This window comes from Mesorhizobium metallidurans STM 2683, from assembly GCF_000350085.1.
GTDB lineage: Bacteria > Pseudomonadota > Alphaproteobacteria > Rhizobiales > Rhizobiaceae > Mesorhizobium > Mesorhizobium metallidurans.
Window position 1 is genome coordinate 61,972 of record NZ_CAUM01000065.1, and the last position, 16,286, is coordinate 78,257.

14 protein-coding genes and 1 pseudogene are annotated in these 16,286 nt (G+C 64.0%); 3 read left to right on the plus strand and 12 right to left on the minus strand.

The window, feature by feature from the left end:
* Positions 1-49: 49 nt before the first annotated feature.
* Positions 50-676 carry a glutathione S-transferase family protein gene (locus tag MESS2_RS11605; protein WP_008874419.1) on the minus strand — a complete coding sequence of 209 codons (627 nt, stop codon included), beginning with the start codon at positions 674-676 and terminating at the stop codon, positions 50-52.
* Positions 677-800: 124 nt separating this feature from the next.
* On the opposite strand from MESS2_RS11605, the gene MESS2_RS11610 reads away from it, so the two are divergent.
* From MESS2_RS11610 to MESS2_RS11620, 3 genes are all read left to right on the plus strand, one after another.
* Positions 801-2,351 carry a cation:proton antiporter gene (locus MESS2_RS11610; protein ID WP_008874420.1) on the plus strand — a complete coding sequence of 517 codons (1,551 nt, stop codon included), beginning with the start codon at positions 801-803 and terminating at the stop codon, positions 2,349-2,351.
* A gap of 189 nt (positions 2,352-2,540) precedes the next feature.
* A complete protein-coding gene (locus MESS2_RS11615) occupies positions 2,541-3,452 on the plus strand; it encodes an endonuclease/exonuclease/phosphatase family protein (RefSeq protein WP_008874422.1) in 912 nt (303 codons plus the stop codon).
* A gap of 7 nt (positions 3,453-3,459) precedes the next feature.
* Positions 3,460-4,305: an EamA family transporter gene (locus MESS2_RS11620; RefSeq protein WP_008874423.1), complete on the plus strand. Its 846-nt coding sequence runs from the start codon at positions 3,460-3,462 to the stop codon at positions 4,303-4,305.
* Between the two features lie 263 nt (positions 4,306-4,568).
* Here the strand turns inward: MESS2_RS11620 and MESS2_RS33820 are convergent, their stop codons facing one another.
* The 11 genes and pseudogenes from MESS2_RS33820 to MESS2_RS11670 form a co-directional block, all read right to left on the minus strand.
* The gene (locus tag MESS2_RS33820) at positions 4,569-4,703 is read right to left on the minus strand and encodes a hypothetical protein (RefSeq protein WP_280113313.1); all 135 of its coding nucleotides are present in this window, start codon (positions 4,701-4,703) and stop codon (positions 4,569-4,571) included.
* 21 nt (positions 4,704-4,724) lie between these two features.
* Positions 4,725-6,353 carry a GMC family oxidoreductase gene (locus tag MESS2_RS11625; RefSeq protein ID WP_008874424.1) on the minus strand — a complete coding sequence of 543 codons (1,629 nt, stop codon included), beginning with the start codon at positions 6,351-6,353 and terminating at the stop codon, positions 4,725-4,727.
* Positions 6,354-6,365: 12 nt separating this feature from the next.
* The gene (locus MESS2_RS11630; protein ID WP_008874425.1) at positions 6,366-7,127 is read right to left on the minus strand and encodes a 3-ketoacyl-ACP reductase; all 762 of its coding nucleotides are present in this window, start codon (positions 7,125-7,127) and stop codon (positions 6,366-6,368) included.
* Positions 7,124-8,641, minus strand: coding sequence for a GMC oxidoreductase (locus MESS2_RS11635; RefSeq protein WP_008874426.1), 1,518 nt, complete (start codon positions 8,639-8,641; stop codon positions 7,124-7,126). Before MESS2_RS11635 ends, MESS2_RS11630 begins: the two co-directional genes overlap by 4 nt.
* Positions 8,642-8,645: 4 nt before the next feature.
* Entirely contained in the window at positions 8,646-9,761 is a 1,116-nt protein-coding gene (locus MESS2_RS11640) for an ABC transporter ATP-binding protein (RefSeq protein WP_008874427.1), read from the minus strand.
* 4 nt (positions 9,762-9,765) lie between these two features.
* Positions 9,766-10,710 carry a carbohydrate ABC transporter permease gene (locus MESS2_RS11645; RefSeq protein WP_008874428.1) on the minus strand — a complete coding sequence of 315 codons (945 nt, stop codon included), beginning with the start codon at positions 10,708-10,710 and terminating at the stop codon, positions 9,766-9,768.
* Positions 10,707-11,666 (minus strand): carbohydrate ABC transporter permease, encoded by a 960-nt coding sequence (locus tag MESS2_RS11650; protein WP_006338965.1) that lies wholly within the window; start codon positions 11,664-11,666, stop codon positions 10,707-10,709. The genes MESS2_RS11645 and MESS2_RS11650 overlap by 4 nt, the downstream gene beginning before the upstream one ends.
* A 174-nt stretch (positions 11,667-11,840) precedes the next feature.
* A complete protein-coding gene (locus tag MESS2_RS11655) occupies positions 11,841-13,094 on the minus strand; it encodes an ABC transporter substrate-binding protein (RefSeq protein ID WP_008874429.1) in 1,254 nt (417 codons plus the stop codon).
* Positions 13,095-13,152: 58 nt separating this feature from the next.
* Complete coding sequence (locus MESS2_RS11660) at positions 13,153-14,664, minus strand: aldehyde dehydrogenase family protein (protein WP_008874430.1); 1,512 nt, start codon at positions 14,662-14,664, stop codon at positions 13,153-13,155.
* A 26-nt stretch (positions 14,665-14,690) separates the two neighbouring features.
* On the minus strand, positions 14,691-15,467 hold the full coding sequence (locus MESS2_RS11665) for an enoyl-CoA hydratase/isomerase family protein (protein WP_040592725.1): 777 nt from the start codon (positions 15,465-15,467) through the stop codon (positions 14,691-14,693).
* Positions 15,460-16,286, minus strand: a pseudogene (locus MESS2_RS11670) (acyl CoA:acetate/3-ketoacid CoA transferase); the annotation flags it as partial. The pseudogene MESS2_RS11670 and the gene MESS2_RS11665, both read right to left, overlap by 8 nt.

Below are 16,286 nucleotides of genomic sequence, written 5' to 3' on the forward strand. Positions count from 1 at the left end.
CTGAATCTCAACATACCTTGGCACAGCTTGTGTCGAAGGACAGATGGTCTCAAGCCGGCGGGATGAAAGGCTGCGAGATCGCCTGAAAGACAGGCAGTGCTTCCATTCGCATGGCGTGAGCGTCCAGCGCCGGGAAGTCGGCCAGCGATACCAGGCCGGGATGCGCCTCGCCGATGAAGCGGAGCACGGCGGCAACCGCGATATCGGCATGGCCGATGCGATCGCCGAACCAGTAGGTTTCAGCCCTTGTACCGCGATCGGCTTCCAGTGCAGCCACGGCTCCCCGTATCTGCTTGCGGCAGCGCTCGACCCAGAGGTCGGAGACTGTCTCGTGCAGCAGCCTCTCGTAGAACAGGCTGACGGCCTTGTCGCCCAGCCCGGTGGCCAAGGCGGCGATCTTCAACGCCTGACGGCGCGCCGGCTCCTTGGTTGGAAACATCCCGCGGTCGGCTGCGACGAGACTGTCCAGATAGTCCAGGATCATGTGGCTTTCGATCAGCACCTCGCCGTCGTCCAGCACCAGGGTTGGCACGCGCGTCAGCGGATTGTAGGGCCGGATCTTGTCCGCATCGCTGAATGTCGACCAGGGACGATGCTCGAAAGACAAGCCGTAGAGCGTCAGCGCGATGCCGACGCGGCGAACGAAGGGCGAGTCATACTGGCCGATGAGGATCATGACCGGACCATAGACGTACGGTTGTTCTGATCATACTGCCAGGCGAGCCGAACCCGCTGGACAAATCAACGGCATCTGCAGCGTGGGTACTGCCAACGGGCATGGCTAGCCGCTACGATGAGGCATGGCGCTTTTCGAACTCACCCTTGTCCTGCTTTTGACCGCCGTCGCGCTGACGGCGCTGTCGCGGCGGCTGGAGATTCCCTATCCCTCCCTGCTGGCCTTGGCTGGGGTCGGGATTGCCTTCGTGCCTGGTGCGCCGATGATCGAGATCGATCCGGAACTGGCTCTTGCCCTGTTCATCGCGCCGGTGCTTCTCGATGCCGCCTATGACACCTCGCTGCGCGACCTGAAGCGCTACCGGCTGTCGCTGGCGCTGCTGGCGCTTGGCGCCGTTGTCTTCACCACTGGGGTCGTTGCAGTCGTTGGCTGGAAGATGGCCGGTCTACCGATCGCGGCGGCGATCGCGCTCGGCGCCATCGTCGCACCGCCGGACGCGGTGGCGGCATCTGCTGTGCTCAGCCAGTTCAAGGTGCCGCACCGCATCACCGCGATCCTGCAGGGCGAGAGCCTGCTCAACGATGCCACCGCGCTGTTAATCTACCGGATCTCTGTGACGGCGGCGCTCGGCCCGGTTCTGCTGAGCAGCGCCGTTCCAACGATCCTGCTGTCGACGATCGGCAGCCTTGCTGCGGGCTATCTCTTCGGCCGCGTCTCGCTGCTGACGCTCACCCGCATCGAGGATGCGGCAAGCAGCACAGTAGTGCAATTCGCCGGAACATTCGGGGTCTGGATCCTGGCCGACAGACTGGGCCTTTCCGCCATCATCACCATCGTCGTCTACGCCATGACGATTGCGCGCACCGCACCGCGCCTGATGTCGGCCAGAAGGCGTGTCAGCACCTATTCGGTCTGGGAGTCGGCGGTGTTCGTGCTCAACGTGCTGGCCTTCGTGCTGATGGGCCTGCAGGCACGCTCGATCGTCGGCCGTCTCTCCGGCGAAGGGCAGGGCGAGGCATTTGTCTTCGCAGCAATGGTACTGGCCGTCGTCATCGTGGCACGCCTCGTTTGGGTGGCAAGCTATGTTGCGATCTTACGATGGCTTGCCCGCTTCGGCGACGCAGGCCAAAAGGCAGATGCGCCGACATTCGCCGGCGCCGTGCTCGTCGGTTGGTGCGGCATGCGGGGGCTGGTGACGTTGGTGGTGGCCATCGCACTGCCGGCCGACTTTCCCGGCCGTGACCCGATTGTGCTTGCCGCCTTCGCGGTGGTTCTGGGCACGCTGGTGCTGCAAGGCATGAGCCTGAAGCCTTTGCTGCGGATACTCAACTTCGAACCGGATACGACGATAGACCGCGAGGTGGCTCAGGCACGCGTTGCCATTATGCAGGCCGCACTCGACGTGTTGAGCCGCAAGACGTCAGCGGCGGCGGCCGTTGTGCGCGAGCAGTACGAGGCTCAGCGCCTGGTCGCGGAAAACCCTGAAGACGCACAGGCGGCAACTGAATACGACCGGCTGCGCCTCTATGCCATCGATCGCCAGCGCGATGCGCTGGAAGAACTGCGCCGCAATGGGACGATCGGCGACGAAGCCTATCACCGGCTGGAGGAAGAGATCGACTGGTCGGAACTGGCGGCGTCGCCGGCGGGGCGGTTCCAGCCCCTGACGACGTAAGGCGCGACGCCTTTGAACGGATTCATGCGATGCGCTCCAAGTTTTTCCAGTGCAAGTCGCTGTCGCAAAACCGCTGCGCACTTTTGCGTGAGATGCATTAGCCGCTGGCCCAGCCCCGTCATTTGCCCGGTACATTGCGTCGCTATCGCCTAACCGCTACAGCCATCACAAAATTGAGCCGGATAAGCAATGAAGCTGGTCAGCTACAACATCCAGTACGGGTTCGGCGGCGATGGCCGCTATGACCTCGCGCGCTGTGCCAAGGTGGTTGCCGGTGCCGACATTATCGCGCTGCAGGAAGTGGAACGACACTGGCTGCGCACGAATTTTGCCGACCAGCCAGCGCTTCTTTCCGAACTGCTGCCCGGCTACTACTGGGTTTACGGCCCGGCCTTCGACATGGATGCCAGCACGCAGCATGAGGGCCGCATCGTCAACCGGCGGCGGCAATTCGGCACGATGATCCTGTCTAAGCTGCCGATCGTCTGGTCGCGGCTGCATACTCTGCCGCTGCGGCGCACGGCACGTCCGCTCAACACCCGCAACGCCGCGCTCGAGTGTATGATCCGCACGCCCGTTGGCCCGGTGCGTTTTTTCTCGCTGCATCTCGCCCATATCGCCGCCGAGGAGCGGCTGGAGCAGATCGATTATCTGCTTGCCGAGCACCGCCGGGCGCCGTCCGACGGTGGCCCATGGAGCGGCCTCGACGACGAGCCTGCGCGCAACTGGAGCAATGGCGAGCCGGAGCCGGAGAATCCGCTGGCGGCGATCTGGATGGGCGACTTCAACATGGAGCCGGACAGCGCCGAATACCGGCGCATCGTCGGCAGTAGGCCATACCACCGGGGCGCGGCCTATCTCGACGGCTTCGTCGATGCCGCCGCAATTGCCGCCGAGCCGGCAGCGGATTTCCATACCCATGAGAAGACCATCGACGGCAGGCTGGCAAAGCGCCGCCTCGACCATTGTTTCGTCGGCGGCATGTTTGCCGGACGCGTCCGCTCGGTCAGCGCCGACATCGGCGAAATCGCCTCGGACCATTTTCCGCTGCGGATCGACATCGACCTGGAAACACCGCTCGCATTGCCCGGCGCCGGATGAGCCTGAAATGACGCTTTTCGTCTTCTTCGCCGTGCTTGCCGCCGCCGCCATGCACGCGATCTGGAACGCGCTGGTCAAGGTCCATCTCGACCGCTTCCTGTCGATCACGCTGATGACGCTCGGCATGGGCGCGGCGGCACTGGTGGCGCTGCCCTTTGTCGAGGTGCCGAAAGCCGAGGTGTGGCCGTATATTATCGCCTCGGTGATCTTCCACATGGGCTACAGAACGTTCCTGGTCGGCGCCTACAAGGCCGGCGATTTCGCCCAGACCTATCCGCTGGCGCGCGGTACAGCGCCGTTGCTGACGGCTCTCGGCGGCATTGTGGTCGTTGCCGAACTTCCGGCGCCGCTGGCCATCGTCGGCATCGTTCTTCTGTCGGCCGGCACGCTGGTGCTGTCGTTTCGCGGCGGCGCGCATCTGGAGCGGCTGAACCTGCGCGCCGTCGGCTTTGCGCTCGGCACGTCGATCTTCATCGCCAGCTATACGCTGTCCGACGGCAGCGGCGCGCGGCTGGCCGCGACGGCCTCGAGCTATGCGGCATGGCTGTTTGTTTGCGATGCGCTATGGGCGCTGGTGCTGTGCGTCTTCTTCCGCGGGCCGCAGGCGCTGCCGGTGCTGGCGCGTGACTGGAAGGCGGGCGCGTATACCGGCGTGCTCAGCGGCGCTGCCTACTGGATCGTGATGTGGGCGATGACCAAGGCGCCGATCGCCTCGGTGGCGTCGCTGCGGGAAACGTCGATCCTGTTCGCCATGATGATCTCGGTGTTCGCGCTGGGCGAGAGGATGACGGCCTGGCGCGGTGCCGCCGTGCTCAGCATCGTCGCCGGCGTCGTGGCGCTCAGGCTTGGTTAGCCCGAAGTTCGCGGCCCTAAACCGCTGAAAGCTGAATCTTTTGAGTCGGTTGGGCCGAAAATCGCTTTTGAGAAGTGTCCATGTCTCTGTCCATTTCGCCCTTCACACCTCGGCCAATTTGTGATTCGATTCGGCTGAAAACGTTCGTTGATGCCAGTGGGGTGTGTGTCCAGTAGCGGAAAAACCCACTTTTCAGATACGCGAATCAAATCAAGCAGTTGCTTGTCTCGCGAGCGCAAACTTCGGGTTAGCTGTCGGATCCTTCAACCGAGCACCGTCATCACCTGGCCACGCCTTTCCGGGCTGAAGCGGATGACGACGATGATGCAAACGGCGACCATGGATCGCGGCGCGCTGAGTGTCGGGAACGTCGTTGCGGAATCCGAGGAAAACACCATGCCTGGTGATTTTTCTACTCCCTACGCTGCGCGGTTGCCTGAGAAGACCGCCGGCGGCAGCGGCTCGCGGCCAAGGATCAGGTCGGCGCCCTTTTCGCCAACCATGATCGTCGGCGCATTGGTGTTGGAGGAAGGGACGCGCGGCATCACCGAGGCGTCGCAGACCCGCAGGCCCTCGATGCCGCGCAGCCTGAGGTCGGGCCTCACCACGGCCATAGCATCATGACCCATGCGGCAGGTGCCGACGGGGTGGTGGTCGGTCTTGGAGCTGCGGCAGGCATAGTCGAACAGTTCGTCGCCGCTCTGCAGGGCAGGGCCGGGCAGCACTTCGCGCAGGACATAGGGTTGAAGCGCTTTCTGCCGCATGATCTCGCGCGCCAGCCTGAGGCCCTTGATCGACATGTCGCGGTCGTAAGGGTCGGACCAGTAATTGGGGTCGATCAGCGGATGGTCGGCGGGGTCGGCGCTCCGCAGCCTCACCGTGCCGCGCGAGCGTGGCCGCAGGAAGGCCGAGTTCAGCGTCACGCCGGGGTTCCTCAGTTTCTCGACGCCGGCCTCGATGCCGGAGCCGAGACCGAGATGGAACTGGATGTCGGGCGAGGCGGCGGTCGGGTCGGCGTACCAGAAGCCGCCGGTCTCGAACAGACTGGAGGCGACCGGGCCTTTCTTCAGCAGCAGATATTGCAGGCCGGCCCATGCCGTGCGGTGCAGCTTGGCGTAGTTGTCATAGGTGTGGTCGCCGGTGCATTCGGCGATGACGAACAGGTCGAGATGGTCCTGCATGTTGGAGCCGACGCCGGGCAGGTCGTGCACCGGTGTCACGCCGACCGATTTCAGGTGGTCGGCCGGGCCGATGCCCGATTGCATCAGCAGCTTCGGCGAACCGATGGAGCCGGATGAGACGATCACTTCGCGTTCGGCGCGCAGGATTTTCTTCTGGCCGCCCGGCCTGTCGACGATCTCGACGCCGATGGCGCGGCCCCTCTCGACGACGATACGCGTCACCAGCACGTCGGTCCTGACCGTCAGGTTCTTCCGGGCGCGGATCGGCTTGAGATAGGCAACCGAAGCGGAGGAGCGTTTGGCGTCCTTCTGCGTCAGTTGATAATAGCCGACGCCTTCCTGGGTGGCGCCATTGAAATCCGGATTGAAAGGAATGCCCATCTCCTGGCCAGCGCGGAAATAGGCCTCGCAGATCGGCAGCGGCGCAATCGGATTGGAGACGCCGAGCGGGCCTTGGTCGCCGTGGAAATCGTTGGCGTAGCGCTGATTGTTCTCGGCGCGCTTGAAATAGGGCAGCACATCGCGATAGCCCCAGCCGGCAAGGCCTTCCTCCTTCTCCCAGGCGTCGTAGTCGCGGGCGTTGCCGCGTGTGTAGATCTGGGCGTTGATCGATGAGCCGCCGCCGACGACCTTGGCTTGCGTGTACCAGAAGACGCGGTCCTTCATGTGCTTTTGCGGCACGGTCGACCAGCCCCAGGAGGCAATGCCCTTGGTCATCTTGGCGAAGCCGGCCGGCATATGGATCAGCGGATGCCAGTCCTTGCCGCCGGCTTCGAGCAACAGCACGGAGTTCGACGGCTCCTCGCTCAGCCGGTTGGCGAGAACGCAGCCGGCCGGTCCGGCGCCAACGATGATGTAGTCGGTCATGGCGTCACCTGTTCACAGCCTCGGCACGGACAGTGCGCCGTCTACATTGATGATCGAGCCGGTCGAAAAGCCGAATTTCCCGCCGGCGAGTGCGGCGACCACAGCGCCGATGTCGCCTGCTTCCCCCCAGCGCATCGCCGGCACCAGCCCGCCGTAGATCAGCCCGTCATATTTGGCAGTGACAGCTGAGGTCATGTCGGTGCGGATGATGCCTGGCCGCACTTCGAATACGCCGATGTTTTCGGGTGCGAGCCTGAGCGCCAGGTTCTTCACCCACATCGAGAGCCCGGCCTTGGAGATGCAGTAATCCGGTCGGTCCGGCGAGGCCATTGCGGCGCTGACCGAGGTGACGGTGATGATCGACTTTGGGTGATCGCCCGGCGCCGCAAGCATCGCCTTGGCGACGGCCTGGCTGAGGAAGACGGTGCCACGCAGATTGATGCCGAGTGTGCGGTCGAAATTCTCCGGCTTTAGGTCCAACAGGTCGCCGCGCACGACGGCGCCGACGCCGGCATTGTTGACCAGGCAGTCGATGCGGCCGAAGGCGCGCATGGCGGCATCGACAAGTGCCGCATGATCGCCGAGATCGGCGATATCGCAGTTGACGTATGCGAACGCCGCGCCGCGCGCAGTGATGTTGGCGGGAAGTCCTTCGTCGGCCTGGGCGGCAAGATCGGCGACAAGAATGTCGAAACCGGCATCGGCCAGCGCCTCGGCGCAGGCCAGCCCAATGCCGCGCGCGCCGCCGGTGACGATGGCCGCCGGGCGGGTCATGCGGCAAGCTCCGTCTTGCGGATATGGTCGGCTACGCGCAGCGCCTGCGCGGCAATCGACAGTGCCGGGTTAACGGCGGCCGAGTTCGGCAGGAAGCTGCCGTCGACGACGAACAGGTTCCGATGGTCGAACGAGCGGCAGAACGGATCGAGCGGCGAAGTCGCAGGATCGTCGCCCATCTTCACCGTACCGCACTGGTGTGACGGCGTGCGCTTGTCGAAGGCACGAGACAGCACGATCGGGTAACCGCAGGCGCGAAAATTCTCGCGCATCACCTTGGTCAGCCCATCGAGCGACTGCATGTTGGAGCGCCGCCATTGCATGACGATGTCCTTGCCATCGACCATGATGCGGCTTTCCGGGTCGGGCAGGTCCTCGCACATCAGGTACCAGTCGACTGCGTGGCCTGCCATGAAATCCAACGCGAATTTCGGCGTCAGTTTCACATTCGCCTTGAGCATGTTGCCGTCGATCTTGCCGAGAAGCTGGACGTTGCCGAGCGGTTTGCCGCCCTTGCCGTCCGACAGATAATAGTCGTTCAGCATCAGCGTTTTCTGGTAGACGGCATCGTTCCTGCGGCGCGGGTCGATCGCCAGCATGGCGCTCGAATTGTGGTTCATGAAGTTGCGGCCGACCTGGTCGGAGCTGTTGGCAAGGCCCTTGCCACCTCCCTTGCCGTTGGTGGGCGAGGGCGAACGCAGCAGAATGACCGCGGAATTGACCGCGCCGGCCGAAAGGATGACCAGCTTCGGCGATACTTTCTTCAGCACGCCGTTCTGCCGGTAGTGAACGGTGGCGATGTTCTTGCCGTCGGCAGCGGCTTCGAGAAACTCGACAAAGGCGCCGGTTTCGAGCCGGAGGTTGGTGTCGACAAGTGCCGCTGTCAGCGGCCCCGACTGCGCGTCGATCTTGCCCGTTCCGGTGTTAGGGAAAGCATCCCAGCCCGTCTTGCCGTCCTTCAGCCAGGCCTCGATGTCGACGCCGAGCGGCAGCGATGCCGGATGCAGGCCGAGCCCTTTCAGCTCGGCGCGAGCGCGGGCAATAGGCGCTTCATCCGGTACCGGCTTGAAAGCGTAAGGAATGGAGTGGAACGGCTCGGTCGGGTCTTCGCCGAGCGCTCCACGGACACGAAACAATTGCTCGGCTTTCGAGTACCAGGGCTCGAACGCGTCATAGGAGAACGGCCAGGCCGGCGACACCCCGCCGAAATGCTCCATGGCGGAAAAATCTTGCCTGCGGTAGCGGATCAGCACCGCACCGTAGAATTTCGAATTGCCGCCGACATAGTAATAATTGCCGGGGTTGAAGGCAGCACCTCCGGCCTCGCGCCACATCTCCTTTGGCCGGTAATGGCCGTCGACGAAGATTGAGCGCGTATCGCGCGCATGCGGTGTCGCCGGCAGCGGTTCACCGCGCTCCAGCATGAGGATCGAAGCGCCGCTGCCGGCCAGGCCGGAGGCGATCGTGGCGCCGCCGATGCCGGAACCGATGATGACGATATCCGGGTTCTCCATGGCGCTAAAGGATGCGGTTCTCGGTCGCCGGATCGAAGAACACCGCCTTGGTCAGGTTGAAGGCGAGCGGCGTCACCGTTCCCGGCTGGATCCTGGCGTCGGCGCGCAGCCGCGCCACCACGGCCTTGCCGCCGAGATTGGTGACCGCGAAAGTGTCGGAGCCGGCCGGCTCGATCACCTCGATATGGCAATCGGCGGCGGCGATGTTCGAGGCGTTGCGCTCTGCCCCTTCCGGATCGGTCAGGGCTTCGGGGCGGACGCCGAAGATGACCGGCTTGCCCTGGAATGCCGACAGGCCCGCCGGCGGTTTGGCGAGCGGCAGCGAGATCGGCTCGCGCCCGTCGCGCTGCAGCACCACCGACAGCCCGCTGCCATTGCCGCCGATCGTCGCCGGCACCAGGTTCATCGCCGGCGAGCCCATGAAATCGGCGACGAAGATGTTGGTCGGGTTGTTGTAGATCTCGGCCGGTGTGCCGAACTGCTGCACTTCGCCGTCGCGCATTACCGCGATCTTGGTGGCCAGCGTCATCGCCTCGATCTGGTCGTGGGTGACGTAGACGATCGTGGTGCCGGTGGTCGCATGCAGGCGCTTGATTTCGATGCGCATGTCGACGCGCAGCTTGGCGTCGAGATTGGACAAAGGTTCATCGAACAGGAACAGTTTGGGATCGCGCACCAGCGCCCGGCCCATGGCGACGCGCTGGCGCTGGCCGCCGGAAAGCTGGCTCGGCTTGCGCTGCAAGAGGTGGCCGATCTGCAGCACCTTGGCCACCTTGTCGATCGCCTTCTGGCGTTCGGCGGCCGGCACGCCGCGCATCTCCATGCCGAAGGCGATGTTCCCTGCCACTGTCATGTTCGGATAGAGCGCATAGCTCTGGAACACCATGGCGATGTCGCGCTTCGACGGATGCAGATCGTTGATCGCGCGGCCATCGACGCGGATTTCCCCCTCGGTGATGGTCTCCAGACCGGCGATGGTGTTGAGCAAGGTCGACTTGCCGCAGCCGGACGGGCCGACCAGCACGAGGAAGCCGCCCTTTTCGAGATCGACGTCGATGCCTTTCAGGATCTCGACCGATCCGAACCGCTTCTTCAGCCCATCAATTTCCAGGAAAGCCATCCGATTATCCTTTGACGGCGCCGGCCATCAGGCCGCGCACGAAGTAGCGGCCAGCGACCACGTAGACGAGGAGGGTCGGCAGTGCCGCGATCATCGCGGCCGCCATGTTGACGTTGTATTCGACGACGCCGGTCGAGGTGTTGACGACGTTGTTGAGCGCCACTGTCATCGGCATCGCGTCGCCGGTGCCGGCATAGGCGGAGGCGAACAGGAAGTCGTTCCAGATGTTGGTGAACTGGTAGATTACGGTGACCACGAAGATCGGCATCGAGTTCGGCAGCATGATGCGCCGGAAGATCTGGAAGAAGGAGGCGCCGTCGACCTGTGCTGCCTTGATCAGTTCGGTCGGGAAGGCCTCGTAATAGTTGCGGAAGAACAGCGTGGTGAAGCCAAGCCCGTAGACGACGTGGACGAAGACGAGGTTGACGGTTGGATTGCCCAAGCCGAACGAGAAGCCGGTCGCGTTCTGCAGCGTCACGCCGAAGCGGCTGAGGCTGCCCAGGATCGTCGCCATCGGCAACAGCACCGACTGGAAGGGTATAAAGCAGGCAAACAGCATCAGCCCGAACACCAGCGTGTGGCCGCGGAAGCGCCATTTGGTCAGGACATAGCCATTGAGCGCGCCGAGCAGCGTCGAGATCAGCACCGCCGGAACCACCATCTTGATGGAGTTCCAGAAATAGCCCTTGATGCCGGCGCAGGTCAGGCCGACGCAGGTCTCGCCCCACGCCTTCAGCCACGGCTCGAAGGTCGGCGCCCGTGGCAGCGCCAGCATGTTGCCGTTCTGGATCTCGTCCATGGTCTTGAACGAGGTCACCAGCATGACGAACAGCGGCATCAGGTAGAACAGCGCGAACAGTGCCAGGAGCCCGTAGATGACGATACGGTTCAGGGTTTTGGCGCTGGTGCCGCCCGTATCCTGGCGAGCGGGCGTGGTGACGGCGCTCATCGCGGCTTCTCCCTGAGCTCGGAATAGAGGTAGGGGACGATGATCGCGGTGATGGTCATCAGCATGATCACGGCGCTGGCCGAGCCGACGGCCATCTCGTTGCGCTTGAAAGTGTACTCATACATGAAGTTGGAGGGCAGCCAGGCCGAGCCGCCCGGGCCGCCGCTGGTCAGTGCGACGACCAGATCGTAGGACTTGATGGCAAGGTGCGCGAGCACGATGAAGGCCGAGAGGAACACTGGCCTGAGCAACGGGATGACGATGCGGCGGTAGAGCTGGAAGGTGGTGGCGCCATCGATCTGCGCCGCTTTCATGATTTCGCCGTCAATGCCGCGCAGGCCGGCCAGGAACATCGCCATGATGAAGCCGGAGGCCTGCCAGACGCCGGCGATGACCACCGTGTAGATGACGAAATCCTTGTTCTTGATCCAGTCGAAATGGAAGCTCGTCCAGCCCCATTGATGCAGCGTTTGCTCGAGGCCGAGGCCGGGATCGAGGAACCATTTCCAGGCAACGCCGGTAACGATGAAGGACAGCGCCATCGGGTAGAGGTAGATCGGCCTCAACACGCCTTCGCCGCGGATCTTCTGGTCGAGCAGGATCGCCAGGAACAGGCCGAGCGCCAGGCAGATGAAGATGTAGAGAAAGCCGAAGATGCCCATATTGGTGATCGAGGTGTACCAGCTCGACGGCGGGTCGCTCTCGAAGGTCCAGCGCCACAGCCGCTGATAGGCGCGCGGCCCTGTGATGGCGTAGGATGGGAAGGTCTTGGAGTTGGTGAAGGACAGATAGATCGTCCACAGGATAAAGCCGTAGACGAAGACGACGGTGGCGGCGAAGCTCGGCGCCAGCACGATCTTCGGCAGCGCATCCTGCAGGCGCGAGCGCACCGAGGCGCTCGGGCGGGTGTCATGCTCCGGCGTCAGCGTCATACTGGTTTCAGCAACAGTGCTCATCGGTTCATCCCGTTTCGTGCGCCTGTCCCCGGCGAGGCGCAGGACAGGATAGCGCAAGCGGAGCCTTGGGATCGCGGATCGGCCGGCACACAAGCTCGCGCCAAGAAAGCCGCCACCATGCCCCAAGGGAGGCTTTCCCCGCTGGCGGGGAAGGCCTGTGATGTGGCGGGTGCCTTACTTGGCGTCGTCGATCGCCTTGACCAGTTCGGTCACGGCTTCGTCCGAGGTCTTGATCTGGCCATGGACGAACTTGGAGATGACGTCCTTGTAGGCATTGGCAACCGCCGGAGGCGCGCCATAGCCCTGGGCCAGCGAGCCGAACAGCGTGCCGCCCTCATTGGCGGCCTTCAGGTCGGCCATGCCCTTTTTGCCGCAAGCGTCGAAGTCGGTGTCAGGCACGTCGGTGCGGGCCGGAACCGAACCCTTGACGACGTTGAAGGCCGACTGGAAGCTCTTCGACAACGTGGCGGTGGCGAGCGCCACCTGGGCGGCCTTGCGGTCGTCCGGCACGTTGAACATGCCGAACATGTCGGAGTTGTAGACCACGCTGCCGTCGGTGCCGGGGAAGCGATAGCACAGGAAGTCGGTGCCCGGGGCCTTCTTGGCGGCGTTGAATTCGCCCTTGGCCCAGTCGCCCATGACCTGCACCAGCGCATCGCCCTTGATGACCATGGCGGTGGCGAGGTTCCAGTCGCGGCCCGAGAAGTTCGGGTCGACATAGGTGACGAGCTTGGCGAGGTTGTCGAACGACTTCTTCATCGTGTCGGACTTGAGTGACTCCTCGTCGAGGTCGTTCATCGCCTTCTTGTAGAACTCAGGTCCGCCGGTCGACAGCACGACCGAGTCGAACATGGTGGCCTCCTGCCAGTTCTGGCCGCCGAGGGCGAGCGGGATGACGCCTGCCGCCTTGGCCTTGTCGAGCAATGCCACGAAGTCGTCGAAGGTCTTCGGCTCGGTGCCGCCGATCTTGTCCATCACCGCCTTGTTGATCCACAGCCAGTTGACCGAGTGGACGTTGACCGGAGCAGCGACCCACTTGCCGTCATAGACCGAGAATTTCTGCAGGGCCACTGGGACGGACTTGTCCCAGCCTTCCTTCTTCGCCGTCTCGGTCAGGTCGCCCATCACGCCGGCGGCCGCATAATCGAGCACGGTGTAGCCGAGCATCTGCGATGCCGTCGGGTAGTTGCCGGCCGCGACCATCGCCTTCAGCGCGGTCATGGCGGCGTCGCCGCCACCGCCGGCCACCGGCACGTCCTTCCAGGCATAGCCTTCCTTGGACAGATCCTCCTTGAGCACGTTGAGGGCAGCCGCTTCGCCGCCCGACGTCCACCAGTGCAGCATCTGCACTTCCTTGACGTCCTCGGCATGGGCCGCGAAGGCAAGGCCCGATGCGAGAGCCGTTCCGATAAGCAGTTTGCGCAACATGTACTTCCTCCCTTGTTGCATTACACGACCGGCGGATGCCCACCGGGTACTTCCCAACTCAGCCGAGCCACCATCCGGTGCGCTGGCCGCGATGAAACTGGATCGTCTTTTCCTCGGTATAGTCCTCGACGGCGCGTTTGCCGAGTTCGCGTCCGAGACCGGACTGTTTGTAGCCCCCGAAAGGCAATTCGGGATAACCTTCCATGAACGTGTTCACCCAAACGGTTCCCGAACGCACACTCCGCGCCACCGACATGCAGGTGTCGATGCTGGCGCTCCACACGCCCGCCGACAAACCATAGGGCGTGTTGTTGGCGATGTGCAACGCCTTTTCAATCGATTCAAAGGTGAGCACGGAGAGCACCGGACCGAACACTTCCTCGCGCGCGATAGTCATGTCTTCGGTCACGCCACGGATGATGGTCGGGTCGAGGTATTGGCCGGCATTGGAGGTCAACTGCTTGCCGCCGCTGTAGATATTGCTGCCATCGCTGGCCGCCGCCGTTACATAGAAGGCTACCTTGGCCAGATGGTCCGGCGAAATCATTGCGCCGACCTTGGTGCGGTCGTCCAGCGGATCACCCACGGTCACCTTGGCGGTGAGCGCCTTGACCGCGCTGAGGAAGTCGTCGGCGATCGCCTCATGTACGATCAGCCGGCTGCCGGCATTGCAGCATTCGCCGGCGTTGAAGAAGCCGCCGAACACCGCTGCGTCGGCGGCGGCTTCGAGATCGGCATCGGGAAAGACGATCTGGCCGTTCTTGCCGCCGAGCTCCATCGAGACCTTCTTCAGCGACTGCGCAGCCGCTGCCATGGTCATCTTGCCGACGCGGGTGGAGCCGGTGAACGACACCATCTCGACCAGCGGATGGCTGACCATCGGCGCACCGACATCGCTGCCCAGGCCGGCGAGGATGTTGACGACGCCATCGGGCAAGCCGGCCTGCATCAGGATGTCGCCAAGCACGAAGGTCGAGGCGGAAGTCATTTCGCTCGGCTTGACGACGGTCGTGCAGCCGGCGGCGAGCGCGAAGGGCAGTTTCTGGCTGACGATCAGGAACGGGAAATTCCATGGCGTAATGATCGAGACGACGCCGATCGGTTCGCGCAGCACGACACCCAGCATGGCGTCGCCGAGATTGGCGTAGGAGTCGCCGGACAGCGTGCGGGCAAGCGATGCGGCATAGCGCCAGATGTCGACGGCGCCGCCGATCTCGCCACGCGCCTGGGCGATCGGCTTGCCGGACTCCAGCGCATCGAGCCGGGCGATCTCCTCCAGCCGGGCTTCGATCAGGTCCGCCGCCTTGAGCAGGATCGTAGCGCGCTCGCCGGCCCTCATGCGCGGCCAGGGGCCGGTCTCGAAAGCCTTGTGGGCGGCGGCCACCGCGGCCTCGACATCCGCCCCGCCGGCCTGCGCATAGCGCGAAACGGTGAAGCCATGGCCGGGGCTCTTGCGCTCCAAAGTACGACCGTCGCGGGCGTCGACATGCTTGCCGTCGATCAGCAGCCGGTAGCTCTTCGGCGCTGCGGATGCCTCGGCCGGCATGGCGATGTTGAGGGGCAAGTTCATGTGATTTCCAGATTCCGCATGTTGCTCTAAAATCTTGAAAACGCTGGTTTCTGCTTGGTCTTGAATGCGTCGACACCGGCCTTGAGGTCGCCGGTCAGCGCGATGAAACCGCTGGCCAGCGCTTCAGTCGCGGCGGCATTTTCCTCGCCTTCGGCAATTGCGATCATCAGCTTGGCGGCCTCGGTCGCCAGCGGCCCGCGCTCGGCGATTTTTTTGCCCCAGGCCTTGGCCTCCGCATAGCCTTTGCCGGCTTCAACCACCCGGTCGACCACGCCCAAGGCGAGCGCCTCCGAGGCGAGAAAGACCTCGCCGCCGAGCGCCATGCGGCGGACTGTCTGGGCGCCGAAGCGGCGCACCGCACGTTGCGTGCCGGACCAGCCGGGGACGACGCCGATCGAGGTTTCGGGAAAGCCGAGTTTGACCTGCGCTTCGGCGACGCGAAAATCGCAAGCGGCTGCCAGCTCCAGCCCGCCGCCGAGCGCATGGCCGGACAGCACGGCAATGGTCGGCTGCCTGAGCCGCGCCAGCCGGTCGAAGACACGGTGACCATAGCGCACCCATTGCACCTGGAAATCGGCGGCGCTCATGGCGGCCCAGGCCTCGACATCGCCGCCGGCGCAAAAGCCCTTGCCTTCGCCGCAGAGCAGCACGACACGGATGCCGTCGGCGGCTTCGGCGTCGTCGAGTGCCACTTCCAACGCTCGCAGCATCGGAATGTCGAGGGCGTTGAATTTCTCCGGGCGGCGCAGCGTGACGATGCCGATGGCGCCATCGGTTTCGAAGGTGACAAGAGGCTCAGCCATGCGCGCCTCCGAGCGTGGCGCCGCCATTCAACGACAGGCCGATAGGCCGATCCCGATAGAGCGCGTCCGGCGTCACTTTCAGGTCGTTGGCGACGCCGAGCGGGATCTCGGCCTGCGCCAGCACATCGCGCTCGAGGTCGATGCCGGGCGCGAGTTCCGTCACCATCAGCCCTGCGGGAGTCAGCTTCATCACGCAGCGTTCGGTGACATAGGTGATGTCCTGTCCTTGGGCGACGGCGCGCTTGCCCGAGAAGGAGATGTGCTCGACCTCGCCGACCACTTTCTTGACCTTGCCCTCCCGGTCGATGCGGATGGCGCCGTCGGTGAGTGAGAGCTTGGCGCCGGCATTGAAGAAGCCGGAGAAGACGATCTTTTTCGCCCGCGCGGTGATGTCGACGAAGCCGCCGGCGCGGGCGGTGACATGCGGCTTGGCCGAAAGCTTCGACACATTGACCGAGCCGTGGCGGTCGATCTGCAGGAAGGACAGCAGCGAGGCGTCGAAGCCGCCGGCCTGGAAATAGATGAACTGGTGCGGCGAAGGCATGATCGCCTCGGCGTTCGAGGCGCAGCCGAACTTGAAATCGAGCAGCGGCACGCCGCCGACGGCACCCTGCTCGATCACCCAGGTGACCTTGCCGTGCTGGCCTTCCTCGAGAAGGATGCGCGGCACATTGGCCGAGATGCCGAAGCCGATATTGACGGCCATGCCGTCGCTGAGCTCCATGGCGACGCGGCGGGCGATCACCTTCTGCAGGTTCATCTCGGCATTGCGGAAGCTCGACAGCGGCCGGAAGATCTCGCCCGAGATCGCCGGGTCGT